Raw genomic sequence first — 14,109 nt, 5'->3', positions numbered from 1 at the left:
CACACCACCCGCACCGCCCGAACCATCATCCGGGAACTCCACTACCGCCTCGACGTCAACTCACTCCACCGCGACGAAACCGCCACCGAACTCGGCCTCAACGAAATCGGCCGCATCCGCCTCCGCACCACCGTCCCACTCCTCGCCGACGAATACCGCCGCAACCGCACCACCGGCGGCTTCATCCTCATCGACGAAACCACCAACCGCACCATCGCCGCCGGCATGATCGTCGACACCGCCTGACCCACCAAAAGGGGACCCTTCCCATCGCGTACGCGATGGGAAGGGTCCCTTCCTCACATCTCAGAGGGTGAGCGTCCAGGTGTTGATGTAACCGGTGTCACCGGCGAAGACGTCTCGCACCCGGAGCAGCCAGGTGCCGTTCGCCGCCTCGGTGGAGAGGTTCGCGGTGTAGGTGGTGTTGACGTTGTCGGCACCGTCGAAGAAGCTCTGGCTCTTCAGCCGGTACGCCGTACCGTCGGGGGCCACCAAATCGATGATCAGGTCGCCGCGGAACGTGTGCACGATGTTGACCGCCACGGTGGACGCCGAGGAGGCGTTACGGTTGCAGCCGGCGATGACGATGCTGCTGGTCACCGCCGTATTGGTGTCCGGGATCGCCACGTCGGTGCCGTTGGTGCCCGAGCAACCGCCGCCACCCGAGCCGGTCACCGTCAACGAGTACGTGGCGCTGCGCGTACCCGCGGTGCCGGTGCCGGTGACGCTGACGCTGTAGGTGCCGGAGGGAGTGCTCGCCGAGGTGGCGATGGTCAGCGCGGACGAGCCGCCGGAGGTGACGGTGGCCGGGCTGAACGAGGCGGTGGCACCGCTCGGCAGGCCACTCGCCGACAGGCTCACCGACTGCGCCGAGCCGCTGGTGGTCGCGGTGCTCACGGTGGCACTTACCGAGCCGCCCGGCGCGGTCGAACCGGACGTCGGCGAGACACCGACCGAGAAGTCGTTGGCCGGCGGGGTGCCGTCGTTGACCACGTAGAGCAGCTTGTTCGGGGATCCGGTGCCGGGGTTGGTGACCACGTTGTTGGTCGCGTTGTTCACCAGGTAGTCCCGGACCTGCTGCGGGGTCCAGGTGGGGTTGGCCGAGGCCACCAGCGCGGCGGCGCCGACCACGTGCGGGGTGGCCATCGAGGTGCCGCTGATCGTGTTGGTCGCGGTGTTGCTGGTGTACCAGGCCGACGTGATCGACGAGCCGGGCGCGAAGATGTCCAGGCAGGTGCCGATGTTGGAGAAGGACGACCGGGCGTCGGTGCTGGTGGTCGAGCCGACCGTGATCGCCTCCGCCGTCCGGGCCGGCGAGGTGTTGCAGGCGTTGCCGCCGTTGTCGTTGCCCGCGGCGAGACCGTAGGTCACACCGGAGTTGATCGAGTTGCGGACCGCCGTGTCGAGCGAGGCGTTCGCGCCGCCGCCGAGGCTCATGTTCGCCACGGCCGGCTTGATCGCGTTCGCGGTGACCCAGTCGACGCCGCCGATCACACCGGCGTTGGTGCCGCTGCCGGAGCAGTTGAGCACCCGTACGCCGACCAGCTGAACGCCCTTGGCGAGACCGTAGGAGGAACCGCCGACGGTGCCGGCGACGTGCGTACCGTGCCCGTTGCAGTCGTCGGCGGAGCCGCCGTCAACCGCGTCGTAGCCACTGGTGGCCCGGCCGCCGAAGTCGTTGTGGGCGAACAGGATGCCCGTGTCGATGATGTACGCGTGCACGTTGGTCGCCGTGTTCGGGTAGGTGTAGGAGCTGTCGAGCGGCAGGTTGCGCTGGTCGACCCGGTCCAGCCCCCAGGACGGGGGGTTCGTCTGGGTTCCGGAGATCCGAACCGTGTGGTTCTGCTCGACGTACGCCACGTCGGGGTGGGCCGCGATCCGGGCCGCCGCCTTGGCGCCAGCCGTGATCTCGAAGCCGCGCAGTGCCGCGGTGTAGGTCCGGGCAACCGCTCCGCCGTGCTTTCCGGCCAGTTCGCTGGCCGTGGTGCCGACCTGCGCCCGACTCACCGAACTTTCCTTGAACACCACGATGTAACTGTCGGCGACCGCAGTGGCTCCACCCGCGCTGCGGACGACGCCCTCCGGCTCGGCCGCTACGGCCGGCGCGGCTGCTGTCGACAACAGCAATGCGGCGGCGCCCACCAGAAACGATCTTTTCGGGAGATTCATTCTCCCCTCCCCTCCGATCGTCACCCGCTCGCCCACTCGCCCACGACGAGGGATCGATGGTGACCGATCAAGATGAGATTACTCAGAGTCGAGAGAAAAACACAGATGCTGTTTCTTCATATCGTTCGACAGATGGGGGCCGGGAGATGGCGAACCATTCCGGCAATCCATCCCACAAAAATAGAGATCACCGGAAGCGAGCCCGCCGAATCGTCGTCCTCACCTGTTTCACGAGAGTGCCATGACATTCCGGACGTGCCCGACTATGCCAGCCGGGAAACGTAGACGGTGTTGGTCGCCGGGCGTCCCTGCAACGGATTCGGAAAACTCACCACGTGCGCCTGCGTCGCGGCGAACACCTCACCGAGCACGGCGGTGAAGTCGTCGTCGGGTGGATCGTTCGACCAGAGGCCGAACACCCCACCCGGACGCAGGCGGGCGGCGAGTCGCCGCAGTCCGTCGGCGGTGTAGAAGGCGGCGTTGCGCGGGTGCAGGACCTGACGCGGCGAGTGGTCGACGTCGAGCAGTACGGCGTCGAACCGCCGACCGGGCACCTCGGTGTCGAAACCCGACTCGCTCGCGGCCATGGCGAAGAAGTCGCCGTGCACCAGCCGGGTACGCGGATCCGAGGTCAGCTCCGCGGCGTACGGCAGCAGGTCGTCCCGGTGCCACCCGATGACCTCGCCGAGCGCCTCCACCACCGTCAGCGAGCGCACCCGTGGGTCCTGAAGCGTCGCCCGCGCGGTGTAGCCGAGTCCGAGTCCACCGACGACCACGTCAAGGTCGCCACCGGACAGTCCGGCCAGGCCGAGCCGGGCCAGTTCGACCTCGGCCACGGTGAACAGGCTGGACATCAGGAACTCGTCGCCGAGCTTGACCTCGTACACCTCGACCTGGAGCGACGGGTCGAACCGGCGCCGCAGACTGATCGCGCCGATCTCCGTCTCGCGCCAGTCGAGCTCCTCGAAACGCGCACCCACCCGCAGCACTCTCCCTCTGGTCGACCACCGCCGGCGGCCCGCGAAATCCCAGCTCACGGGGTCGGAACAGACCTACGCACCCTACAGGGCGGGGCCGAGGACGCCGACCATGCCCGGTCGCCGCTGCAGGATGCGACCGGCCAGGCCCGCCCGTTTCCCGATGGGTCACCACCGGGACGAGACGTGTCCCTGGCCGGTCGCGTACGCGTACCGGACCCCCCGACCGTGCGCGTCCCGCTATCGCGCCCAGCCGTGCGCCGCCCCCGCGGCGAGCTTCACCACCGGATGGTGATCGAGCACCACGGCGGGAACAGCTTGCACTTGAAAGTGATCGTGATCCTCGGCTTCTTCCGGTTCGAGAACTCCACCGTGGGTGCCTCGGTGCCGGCCTTCACGGCGAGGTCACCGATGGTCGTCTTCTCCGTCAGGTCCCGTGCGGTGTAGAGCTCCTTGCCGTCCTCGGAGAGGACGACGGCCTGGTCTGGCGCGACCGGATCGGGAACCCCGGCCGCGTCGAGGATGTACTTGATCTCCCCTGCCCTGATGTCCCCGGCCCGCCCGTCGATCACCGCCTCGTCGACGCTGGCGACGCCCTTGGGGTCCACGGTGATCACCTCGGCGACGGCCTGGACCTCGGAGTCGAACGGGTACCACCCGAAGTGCCAGTCTCCGCCACGGCAGTGGAACAGCCCGAAGGTGGTGCCCTCGGGCACGTAGGTGATGGTGACGTTGCCCTTGTCGTCGGTGTTCTCCACCGCGCAGTCGGTCGCCTTCGGTGGACCGGGCTGGTTGTCCTCGGCGAACGCCGACCCCGGTGCCGACAACAGCACCGCCGCGGCCACCGCCAACGCGAGCAGGCGCGCGCTTCGCTTCCGTACCATTTTCTCCTCCCTCTGGTCGGGACCGGACGGCGCCCGGTCGCTGCGACGACAATGACCGGCAGCCCTGAGGCGGCGCTGACGTCGGACCGAAACGCAGACGCCGTCGGATGCCCGGGGCCGGCGGTGATCAGAAGTAGTTGTGGAGCCGGTTCGTCTCGGCGGTCTCGCGCTGCACCCCGGCATGGTCGAACACCCGGACGCCGGCATAGATCTCGTCCTGGCCGAGGTCCTCGTCGAGCGTGCTGCGGTTCATGCAGACGGCGGTCTCGAACGACCCGCTCGACTCGGAGTAGCTGGAGTACGGCCCGCCGAGGAGGTCGTCGGACCATTCGTCGTCGCCCCAGAGTCGGACGTCGACCCGCATCCCGTCCGGGTAGTAACGGGTGGTTCCCTGCACCCTCAGCACGTAGTCGTAGTAACGGCCGTCGTTGGCCTGACACCCGGTGAAGATCGACAAAGTGGCGGTGGCCGCGAACGCGGGAGCCGCGCCACCGGCGACGGTCGCGGCGGCCAGCACCGCCGTCGTCACCACGACCGTCGACATCGTACGAAGAACCTTGAGCACCATCGTCGGTTATCCCCTCGATCGAAGAACCTCCGGCGTGGCACGCCGGACGTCGGGCGGGCCGGAGCCCAACCGCCGCGGCAGCACTGGGACCACCTGCGGTGATGGCACCCTGGCAGGGCGTACTGAGGTGGGACTGACGCGCGCTGAGGCGACCGAACGCGGCGGCTGACGCCGTACCGGAAGGGGCCTGTCCGGTCCACGACGGTCTGCCCGGCCAGCGGCGGTGGGGTCGGTAGCGTGTGGGTCCGGCCCGGTTCCTGGGGGGTGGCCACGATTCAGGTACGGCTTCTCGGACCGGTCGACGTGACCGTGGGCGGTGTAGTCCGACCCGTGCCCGGCCTACGACGCAAGGCGCTGCTCGCCGCCCTCGCCCTGCACCCCGGTCAGACGGTGAGCAGCGACCGGCTCATCGACATCGTCTGGGACGGCAAACCCCCCTCGACCGCGTCGAACTCCCTGCAACGGCACGTGTCCTACCTGCGCGACGAACTCGGGGCGCGCAAGGCGATCGCGGTGCGCTCCCACGGCTACCTGCTCGACCTGCCGGGCGAGGTCACCGACGTCGAAATCGCCCAGCGACTCCTGCGCGAGAGCGGAAACCCACGGGACCCGGCCGGCGACGCCTCCCGACTGCGCGCGGCACTGGCCCTGTGGCGGGGCCGACCACTGGCCGACGTCGGCGGCCTGAGCTGGATGGACGAACAGGCCGAGCGGCTGGCCCGAATCGAGCTGGTGGCGACCCGGGACCTGGTCGACGTACGCCTGGCATTGGGTGAGCACGCGCTGCTCGTACCGGAACTGGAGCGGTTGACGCGGCAGCATCCGTACCACGAGCAGATCCACCACCGGTTGATGCTGGCCCTCTACCGCAGTGGCCGGCAGGCCGAGGCACTGGCGGCCTACCAACGGTTGCGTACCACGCTCGCCGAGGACCTGGGGGTCGATCCGAGCCGGGCGCTGCGGGAACTTGAAGCCGCGATCCTCCGCCAGGACGCCGACCTCGACCCGCCGGTGGCGCCGCTGGTCGCAGGTCCCGCCCCGGTCGCCGCTCCGGTGCCGGCGCAGCTCCCGGTGCCCGTACGGGGCTTCGCCGGCCGCCGTGACGAACTCGCGCAGCTCGACGCGCTGCTCTCGGCGACGACTGCTCCGGCGGCATCACCACCACCGGCACCCGCCGTGGCAACCGGACCGCCGACCACGGTCGTCGCCGTGGTGTCCGGCACCCCGGGTGTCGGCAAGACCGCCTTCGCCGTGCACTGGGCGCACCGGGTCGCCGGCCGGTTTCCAGACGGGCAGTTGTACGTCAACCTGCGCGGATTCGAGGCCGACGGCTCCTCACTGCCCCCGGCCACCGCGATCCGCGGCTTCCTGGACGCGCTGGGTGTGCCAGCCCGGCGGATCCCCGCCGACCTGCCCGCCCAGGCCGCGCTCTACCGCAGCGTGCTGGCCGGCAAGCGGGTCCTGGTGCTGCTCGACAACGCGCGCGACGTCGAGCAGGTACGCCCACTGTTGCCCGCCGCAGCCGGGTGTCTGGTGCTGGCGACCAGCCGCAACCAGCTCACCCCGCTGGTGGCGAGCGAGGGTGCGCATCCGCTGATCCTCGACCTGCTGACCCCGCCGGAAGCACGGGACCTGCTGGTCCGGCGGCTCGGCGCGGACCGGGTCGCCGCCGAACCGGCCACGGTCGACGACATCATCGCGCGGTCGGCCCGGCTCCCGCTCGCGCTGGCCATCGTCGCCGCACGCGCCGCCACCCGGCCCGCGTTCCCGCTCGCCGCGCTCGCCGCCGAGCTGCACCGGGCCTCGGAAGGTCCGGACCCCGACCTGGACCCGTTCGACGGCGGCGACCCCGCCACCGACATCCGAACGGTCTTCTCCTGGTCCTACCGAACCCTGAGCACCGGGGCGGCCCGGCTGTTCCGGCTGCTCGGTCTGCACCCCGGACCGGACATCGCCGAGCCCGCGGTGGCCAGCCTCACCGGTCTCCCGGCGGCGAGGGTCCGGCCGCTGCTGGCCGAGCTGACCCGTACGCACCTGCTCACCGAACACGCGCCGGGCCGGTACGCCTGCCACGACCTGCTGCGCTCGTACGCGGGCGAGCTCGCCGGAATCCGCGACGACGTACCCGACCTGCGCGACGCCCGGCACCGGATGTTCGACCACTACCTGCACACCGGTGACACCACCGCCCGGCTGCTGGATCCGCACCGGGATCCGATCGTCCGTCACGGACCCCACCCCGGCACCGCCCCGGAGCCGTTCACCGAGTACGCCCCGGCGCTCGCCTGGTACGCCGTGGAGAAGCCGGTCCTGCTCGCGATGGTCGAGCAGGCGGCCCGTACCGGCTTCGACGGGCACAGTTGGCGGCTGGCGTGGATCCTGTTCGACTACCTCGACATCCACGGCTACTGGCACGAGCTGATCACCGTCCAGCGGGTCGCGATGGCCGCCGCCCGGCGGCTCGCCGACGAGTCCGGTCAGGCCCACGCCCACTGGGGCCTCGCTCGCGCCCAGGCGAAACTGGGTCGGTCCGGCACGGCCCTCACCCACTTCCGGCACGCGTTGGAGCTGTTCGAGCGGATCGGCGACCGGACCGGCCAGGCGCACACCCACCTCAACCTCGCCTGGGCGATGGACCGGCAGGGCCGGTACGCGGATGCGCTCCCGCACGCGCGCCGGGCCAGTTCGCTCTACCGGGCCGCCGGCAACCGGGCGGGGCAGGCCGACGGGCTCAACGCCATCGGCTGGTACCTGACCCATCTCGGCGACCACCAGCAGGCGCTCGACTGCTGCCGGCGGTCACTCGCACTGCACGAGGAAACCGGCGACCGACGCGGGGTGACCCAGGCGTGGGACAGTCTCGGCCAGGTCTACACCAGACTCGGCGACTTCGACCGGGCAACCACCTGTTACCAGCGGGCACTGGACCTGGTCCGGCAGCTCAGCATCCGCTACGACGAGACCATCGTGCTGACCCACCTCGGCGACGCCCGCCACGGCGCGGGTGATCTCACCGGGACCCGCACGGCCTGGCAGCAGGCGCTGACGATTCTCGACCAGCTCGGCCACCACGACGCCGAGACGGTCCGTACCAAACTGCACTACGTCGGCGGCTGACCGGCTGCGTCGTCAGGCGGATGGCACCGCAGCCGTGCCCGCGCCGCCCACACCCGCGCGGCTGCGGGCTACCAGGTCGCGGGCGGCGTCCGGCCACGCTGGGTGCTCGAACGTGAAGCCCTCGTCGAGCAGCCGCGCCGGCACGGCCCGACGGCTCTTCAGCAGCAGTTCGGTGTCGCTGCGCAGCACGAACGCCCCGAGCTCGGCCATCCAACGCGTGGCGGGCAACCCCACCCGTACGCCCGTGGCCTGTCGGAGGCCGGCCATGAACGCGCGGTACGGCAGTGGATTGGGCGACGCCAGGTTGACCGGCCCCGTGACCCCGTCGTGGGCCAGCAGGAACTCGACCGCCCGGACGAAGTCGCGGTCGTGGATCCAGGACATGTACTGCCGGCCGCCGGCGACCGGCCCGCCGAGGCCCAGTCGGGTCATCCGCCACAACATGTCGAACGCTCCGCCCCGGCCGGGCGCCATCACGATGCTCGTACGCAGCGCGACCTTGCGGGTGTCCGGGGTCGGTGCGTCGAGCTGTGCACGTTCCCACCGCCGTGCGATGTCGACGCTGAAGCCCCAGTACGCCGGTACGTCGTTCTCCGTACCGCCGATGACCCCCGTCGCCTCGTCGTTGGCCCGGTCGTAGCTGTGTGCGTAGATCGTGGCGGTGCTCATCTGCAGCCACACCCGAGGTGGCTTCGCCGCCCGGGCGATCGCCGTACCGACGATGGTGGCGGAGTCGACCCTCGACGCCATCATCTCGCGCAGGTTGGATTGGGTGTACCGGCAGCTCACGCTCCGCCCGGCGAGGTTGACCACGGCTTCGGCGCCGTCGACCTCGGCCATCCACGGCCCTGCGGTCCGTCCGTCCCAGGACACCGTACGCGCGCCGGGCACCCGGGTGTCCGCGCGTCGGCTGAGGACGACCACCTCGTGCCCCGCGTGGCCGAGGGCGTCGGCGAGCAGGAATCCCAGATGTCCGGTGCCGCCCGGAATGACGATCTTCATCGTGCCCCCGCTTCCGACCCGTCGGTACGCGTCGACCACCACCGGCCGCCGCGCGTCTCCTGCAGTATCCGACTGATCCACATCGGTGGACGTCCCGCGCCGGCCGCTGACCCGGTGAGCGTGGTCACCTGGTCATCCCCGCGAGGGTTGGTGAAGACCCGGCCCGGACCTGCCCTACGATTCGGCTCATGGCGTTGCTGCACCGGGCCGAACTGCACCCCACGAAGCTCGAACTCCTGGCCGCGTGGCTGCCGGAGCGCCGGTGGTACGGGGAGTCGACGGACGACGACGTGGTACGGGTGGCGGCGTACCGGTTCGACGACCCGGCGGGTGCGGTCGGGATCGAGACGATGCTGGTGAGCACCGGTGACTCGGCGGTGTACCAGGTCCCGCTCACCTACCGTGGCGCACCGCTGCCCGGCGGCGAACGGTGGCTGGTCGGCACCACCGAGCACTCGGTCCTCGGCCGGCGCTGGGTGTACGACGCGTGCGGTGACCCGGTCTACGTGTCGGCGCTGGCACACGCCATCTTCACCGGCGGCGGTCAGGCGGACGAGTTCTTCGAGGTCGACGGCCGGCTGGAACGGCGCGACCCCAGCGCGGTCGTCGTCGGCAGCGGCACACCGGATGCCGAGGTCCCCGTCGCCGACGGGCCGTCGCTGGTCGTGACGGACGAGGACTACGCCACGATCATCACGACGGACCGGTTGCAGCTCACCGTCGTCCGTCGCCTCGACGGCGGCGACCGGCCGATCGGTGCCACCCTCACCGGCACCTGGGACGGTCAGCCGACCGCGCTGCCGCTGGCACACGCCATCACCCGCTGAGGCACCGACCCGTACGGGTCACCCGGCGCGCGCCTGCCCGCATCCTGGTCCGCAGACGGCCCGGTCCCGCGCGGGCGCACAGGTCGACGGCTTCCTATGTCGACCCTTGACCGGCGCACACGTTGATCGATACCGTCAATGGATCTTGCTGCTGGCGCAGCGGAACGCGGGATGCCGCACCACCTCGACCGCCACCGGAACGGAGGTGAACCACGGTCGGTCCCGCGCCCCGAGTCCGTACCGTGCTCCGGAAGGGACGACGTTATGTGGTTCACCAAGAGCGGCCGTGGTGTCTGGCGCGGGGCACTGTCGGCCTCGGCCGCCGCCTGTCTCGCCGTGACCGGGTTCGCGGCCCCGGCAACAGCATCGACCGGTACGGCACTCGCCGGGTCGCCGCCGTCCGGTCAGGTCACCGCCCTGCCCAGTGGCAACACCACCTACCGCACCTTGGACGACTACGAGCGGGACCTGCAGACGCTGGCCCGCGAGTACCCGAAGCTGGTCAAGCCGCTGACCCTGCCGTACCCCACGTCGAGTGGCCGACTGGTCCGCGGCATCGAGATCTCCCGCGACGTCCGGGCCAACGACGGCAAACCGGTCTTCGTCACCGTCGGCATGCACCACGGCAACGAGTGGCCGAGCGGCGAACTCGTCATGGAGTACGCGACCGACCTGGTGCAGCGCGCCGCCCGCGGCGACCGGTACGTCTCCTCGCTGCTCGGCCGTGCCCGGCTCGTGGTGGTGCCGATCGTCAACGTGGACGGCTTCAGCCGCAACCGCCGGCAGACCGACACGAACGTCGACATGAACCGCAACTACGGCTTCGGCTGGCTGCCGATCTCCACCGGTGGCGCGACGCCGTGGTCGGAACCGGAGACCAGGAACATCGAGTGGCTGCTGTCCACCCGGCAGGCGACCACGTTCGTCACCCAGCACACCTGCATCCAGGTGGTGCTCTACCCGCCGCTGCAGCTGGAGGTGGGCCCGACCCAGGACGTGGCCCGTTTCGAGGACCTGGCGACCAGGATGGCCAGGCGCTACGGCCCGAACTACATTCCGCGGGACTCGGCGCACGACTACGAGACCACCGGCGAGGCGATCGACTGGGCGTACTTCGCCACCCGGGGGTTGGCGTTCACCGCCGAAACCTGCCCGGACAGCGGGGTGGAACGTACCTTCCAGACCCAGGTCGTGGACGCGTACGCCGAGCACCGGCTCGCCATGTTCGAGGCGTTGGAGGCAACGGCCGACCCGGACCAGCACGCGGTGATCGAGGGCAAGGCGCCCAAGGGAGCGGTGCTGCGGATCGCGAAGTCCTTCAACATGTACACCCAGCCCTACGCCCAGGCGGACGGGACGACCCGGCCGACGGCGTTCGGTACGACGTTGACGTCCGACCTGAACGTCGGCAGGTCGAACGGCAAGTTCAGCTGGGCGGTCAACCCGTCCTACCGGCCGGTGCCGCCGTACCAGGCGGACGGGGTGCAACCGAACCAGACCGGTTTCTACCGCGAACCGTGGATCCTGACCTGTGAGCGTCCGGACGGCACGGTGCTGCAGCGTACGGCGGTGAACGTCAACCTTGGCCAGAAGGTGAAGGTCGACCTCAGGCAGTGCGAGCGTAACTTCCGGAAGAAGTCGCACTGATCCACCGCGACCGGGGGCGGGCGTTTCTGACTCGTCCCCGGTCGCAGTGTGGTCGTGGTCGCGGCCCGGTCAGGGTGTCAGCATCTCCGTCCGGTACTCCGACGCCAGCCTGCCGGCGCGTTCCCCGCGCTGCTTTTGTTGAGCCTCGTCGAGCTTCGGTGCCGGCGTTGTCGGACCGTCCACCCGGTCACCGACCCGCTGGAAGAACTCGTCCTGCCCGGCCGGGGTGCACATGCAGAGCATGTGCGCGGGCTCGCCGGAGGAGTTGCGGAAGAAGTGCGGTGCGTTCGCCGGGATGTTCACGGTCTCGCCGGCCCGGGCGACGGTCCGCTCACCCCGGAAGGTGAACTCCACGGCGCCGTCGAGCACGGTGAACATCTCTTCGAAGTCGTGCCGGTGTGGAGGAGGGCCGCCGCCGGGCGGCACCCGCATGTCGATCAGGCAGTACCGTCCGGCGGTCTGCTCACCCGCGACGAGGATCGTGTAGGTGTTGCCCGCCACGGCAACGTGCGGCAGGGCGGGATCGTCGGGCCGGGCGTGCACCAGAGCGCGAGTGGGGTCGTCGGGTGGGATGACCGAGTCCGTCATACCCTGCCTCCATCTGCCGGCTTCCGCGCCGGTGAGGGTCAACGAGGCCGGCGCCTGGTAAACCTGTTTACCCCCGGCGCGGGATCGAAACGCGGGCCGGCGACCACTCGTCGGCGGAGAGCTTCTTCGGCCCGACAACGGGTATGCGGACAGAGCCCCGCAACGGGTATGTGGACAGGGCCCGGTAACGGGTGGACGAGCAGGGCAGGGGTGGGGACAACCGGTACCTGGGTGGGATAGCGGACGAACCGGAGGAGTTGTCGATGCTGGTCTTGACCGATAACGCGGTGATGGCGATCCGAGACCTGACCGCGCAGCAGGGCGTACCGCAGACCGGCGGGCTGCGGATCAGCCACGATCCGTCGGACGATTCCCTGCTGGTCGCCATCACCGAGCAGCCGGACCAGGGGGACCAGGTCGTCGACAACCTGGGGGCCCGACTGTTCCTGGATCCGCAGGCGGCGCAACTGCTCGCCGACAAGGCGCTCGACGTCCACGTCGACGAGCAGGACACCGTGCAGTTCGCGTTCACGAACCGACAGACGGACGGGGCGGTCTGGCCGTCGGACCCCGACCTGTCCTCCTGACGGTCACCGGCCGGACGAGGGCTCCGGTCCGACGATCCGCTGCCGGAACGACTCCAGGACGACGGTCCATCCCGCCTCGTCGTCGAACCGCGCCCGGTCCGCCGCCTGCCCCGGCTGCCAACCACCGTGCTCCAGCCGCACCACGCTGCCCGCCCCGTCCGGCGTGAAGCGCAGTTCGACCAGCGTCGCATCGCCGGTCCGCTGCCCGAGCGTCCAGTGCAACACGATCCGCCCACCCGGTTCCCACACGGCGACCGTGCCCCAGTCGTACTCGCTGCCGGTGCGGTCGCGCTCGTAGACCCGCCCACCGGCGCGGGGTTCGACCACCACGGCCGCGAGGTCCGCGCCGCTCGCCGTGAAGCCGGTCGGCCACCACCCGCCGATGCCGGCCGTGAAGACCTCGAAGGCGTACGCCGCAGCGCACGGCAGGGCCAGTTCCCGGACGACCGGATGGGGCGGCACGTTCTCGTCTGCGCCGGTGCCCATCGGCCACCCCTCGGTTGGTCTGCGGTGCGTCCTCGCAGGCCAGCCTAGTCACTGGGTCCGCAGGCAGGGTGTTCGGTCACGCGTTCCTGCGGTTGCCGGTGACGCTGCTGCGCGGCAGCCGACCAGCACGGGAGTGTCCGGTGAGGGTGTCCCCGGCAACGGTGACGTCGAAGTCGAGGTTGAGCGTTATCGGCCTGGTGATGGACTGTCGCCAGGTGACGTGCTGGCCATCGGCCGTCGTCTGCTGGTCGATGTCGACCAGCGGCACGGTTTCACCCCTGCCCTCGGCCGTGCCGCGCAGGCCGTCCGCCGTGTCGGTGAAGGTGTAGACGACGGCGAGTGAGCCGATCGGTGTTCTCAGTTTCAGGTCCCAGATCCCGATGATCGAGTTCACGGGGCTTCCTTCCGGTCGGTTCGATTCGGTAGACGAGAGCAGGTCGGAACGAGGGCAGGTCGGAACGAGGGCAGGTCAGACGGCGACCGGTTGGCGGCCGGTGTTCCGCCAGACGGTGCCGCGGCGCTCGTACTCGAAGTAGGTCTCGACGGCGTGGGCGATCCTCGGTCCGTACTCGCGTTCGAGGATGTGCAGTCCGAGGTCCAGGCCCGAGGTCACTCCCCCGGCGCTGACCAGGTCGCCGTCGTCGACGACACGGGCCGGTACGGCGTGCACCCCGGTCGCCGCCAGCACCTCCATGCCCTGCACGTGGGTGACGGCGTGCCGTGCCGTGATCAGGCCGGCCATGGCCAGGGCGAGGGAGCCGCCGCACACGGTCGCCACCGTCACCTCCGGGTTGCGCAGCGCCTCCCGCACCAGCGTCACGGCCTCGGTCTCACCGAACCGGGCGAGCAGCACCGGGATCGTCTCCACCCCCTCGTCGGGGTCGCCGACGGTCGGTCCGCTGGCACCCGGCACCAGGACGTAACCGGGTTTGGTCGGGTCGAGGCGGGAGGTCGCGGTCAGCACCAGGCCCCGCGTACCGCTGCGCACCGGGCGGGGCCCCTGCGCCGAGACGAGTTCGACGATCAGTTCACCCTGCACCGCGTCGCTGCCGGCGGCGAGCACCTCGAACGGCGCGATGACGTCCAGCGGGTCGAAGCCGTCGAACAGGACGATCTGAACATGCATGGGGACTCCTCGGCTGGTCGCGGCGGTACGGGTTCGCACCCGTTCCATGCTCGGCAACCGGGGTCGACAACTCCAGTGGCAGGAATGCCAAGGTTCGGCTGAATATTGCCAAGCGGGCCTGCCACGTAGAA

13 protein-coding genes and 1 pseudogene are annotated in these 14,109 nt (G+C 70.2%); 5 read left to right on the top strand and 9 right to left on the bottom strand.

Annotated elements, in window-relative coordinates; all coding sequences use genetic code 11:
- A pseudogene (locus AB0J90_RS29185) lies at positions 1-246 on the top strand (sulfate adenylyltransferase); the annotation flags it as partial.
- Between the two features lie 60 nt (positions 247-306).
- On the opposite strand, the gene AB0J90_RS29180 reads toward AB0J90_RS29185, so the two are convergent.
- From AB0J90_RS29180 to AB0J90_RS29165, 4 genes are all read right to left on the bottom strand, one after another.
- Complete coding sequence (locus AB0J90_RS29180) at positions 307-2,169, bottom strand: S8 family serine peptidase (RefSeq protein ID WP_363601256.1); 1,863 nt, start codon at positions 2,167-2,169, stop codon at positions 307-309.
- A gap of 263 nt (positions 2,170-2,432) precedes the next feature.
- Positions 2,433-3,149: a spermidine synthase gene (locus tag AB0J90_RS29175; RefSeq protein ID WP_363601254.1), complete on the bottom strand. Its 717-nt coding sequence runs from the start codon at positions 3,147-3,149 to the stop codon at positions 2,433-2,435.
- 275 nt (positions 3,150-3,424) lie between these two features.
- On the bottom strand, positions 3,425-4,030 hold the full coding sequence (locus tag AB0J90_RS29170) for a hypothetical protein (protein ID WP_363601252.1): 606 nt from the start codon (positions 4,028-4,030) through the stop codon (positions 3,425-3,427).
- A gap of 127 nt (positions 4,031-4,157) precedes the next feature.
- Complete coding sequence (locus tag AB0J90_RS29165) at positions 4,158-4,574, bottom strand: hypothetical protein (protein WP_363601250.1); 417 nt, start codon at positions 4,572-4,574, stop codon at positions 4,158-4,160.
- A 354-nt stretch (positions 4,575-4,928) separates the two neighbouring features.
- Here AB0J90_RS29165 and AB0J90_RS29160 point away from each other — a divergent pair, with 354 nt between their 5' ends.
- Positions 4,929-7,715 (top strand): BTAD domain-containing putative transcriptional regulator, encoded by a 2,787-nt coding sequence (locus tag AB0J90_RS29160; protein ID WP_363601248.1) that lies wholly within the window; start codon positions 4,929-4,931, stop codon positions 7,713-7,715.
- Between the two features lie 12 nt (positions 7,716-7,727).
- Here AB0J90_RS29160 and AB0J90_RS29155 read toward each other — a convergent pair whose 3' ends face one another.
- Entirely contained in the window at positions 7,728-8,717 is a 990-nt protein-coding gene (locus AB0J90_RS29155) for a TIGR01777 family oxidoreductase (protein ID WP_363601246.1), read from the bottom strand.
- A gap of 188 nt (positions 8,718-8,905) precedes the next feature.
- Between AB0J90_RS29155 and AB0J90_RS29150 the strand changes: the two genes are divergently transcribed.
- Both AB0J90_RS29150 and AB0J90_RS29145 read left to right on the top strand, forming a co-directional pair.
- Positions 8,906-9,544: a hypothetical protein gene (locus AB0J90_RS29150; protein WP_363601244.1), complete on the top strand. Its 639-nt coding sequence runs from the start codon at positions 8,906-8,908 to the stop codon at positions 9,542-9,544.
- A 264-nt stretch (positions 9,545-9,808) separates the two neighbouring features.
- The gene (locus AB0J90_RS29145; protein WP_363601242.1) at positions 9,809-11,191 is read left to right on the top strand and encodes a M14 family zinc carboxypeptidase; all 1,383 of its coding nucleotides are present in this window, start codon (positions 9,809-9,811) and stop codon (positions 11,189-11,191) included.
- 69 nt (positions 11,192-11,260) lie between these two features.
- Here AB0J90_RS29145 and AB0J90_RS29140 read toward each other — a convergent pair whose 3' ends face one another.
- Positions 11,261-11,779, bottom strand: coding sequence for a cupin domain-containing protein (locus tag AB0J90_RS29140; RefSeq protein WP_363601240.1), 519 nt, complete (start codon positions 11,777-11,779; stop codon positions 11,261-11,263).
- Positions 11,780-12,042: 263 nt separating this feature from the next.
- On the opposite strand from AB0J90_RS29140, the gene AB0J90_RS29135 reads away from it, so the two are divergent.
- The gene (locus AB0J90_RS29135) at positions 12,043-12,366 is read left to right on the top strand and encodes an adhesin (protein WP_363601238.1); all 324 of its coding nucleotides are present in this window, start codon (positions 12,043-12,045) and stop codon (positions 12,364-12,366) included.
- A gap of 3 nt (positions 12,367-12,369) precedes the next feature.
- Here the strand turns inward: AB0J90_RS29135 and AB0J90_RS29130 are convergent, their stop codons facing one another.
- The 3 genes from AB0J90_RS29130 to AB0J90_RS29120 form a co-directional block, all read right to left on the bottom strand.
- Positions 12,370-12,852, bottom strand: a complete 483-nt coding sequence (locus tag AB0J90_RS29130; protein WP_363601236.1) for an SRPBCC domain-containing protein — start codon at positions 12,850-12,852, stop codon at positions 12,370-12,372.
- 76 nt (positions 12,853-12,928) lie between these two features.
- The gene (locus tag AB0J90_RS29125) at positions 12,929-13,246 is read right to left on the bottom strand and encodes a hypothetical protein (protein ID WP_363601234.1); all 318 of its coding nucleotides are present in this window, start codon (positions 13,244-13,246) and stop codon (positions 12,929-12,931) included.
- A gap of 75 nt (positions 13,247-13,321) precedes the next feature.
- Complete coding sequence (locus AB0J90_RS29120; protein WP_363601232.1) at positions 13,322-13,978, bottom strand: DJ-1/PfpI family protein; 657 nt, start codon at positions 13,976-13,978, stop codon at positions 13,322-13,324.
- Positions 13,979-14,109: the final 131 nt, after the last annotated feature.

The sequence above is a fragment of the Micromonospora sp. NPDC049523 genome (assembly GCF_040676775.1).
GTDB lineage: Bacteria > Actinomycetota > Actinomycetes > Mycobacteriales > Micromonosporaceae > Micromonospora_G.
Note: the sequence above shows the minus strand (reverse complement) of the source record. Positions and strands in the feature narration are given on the sequence as shown.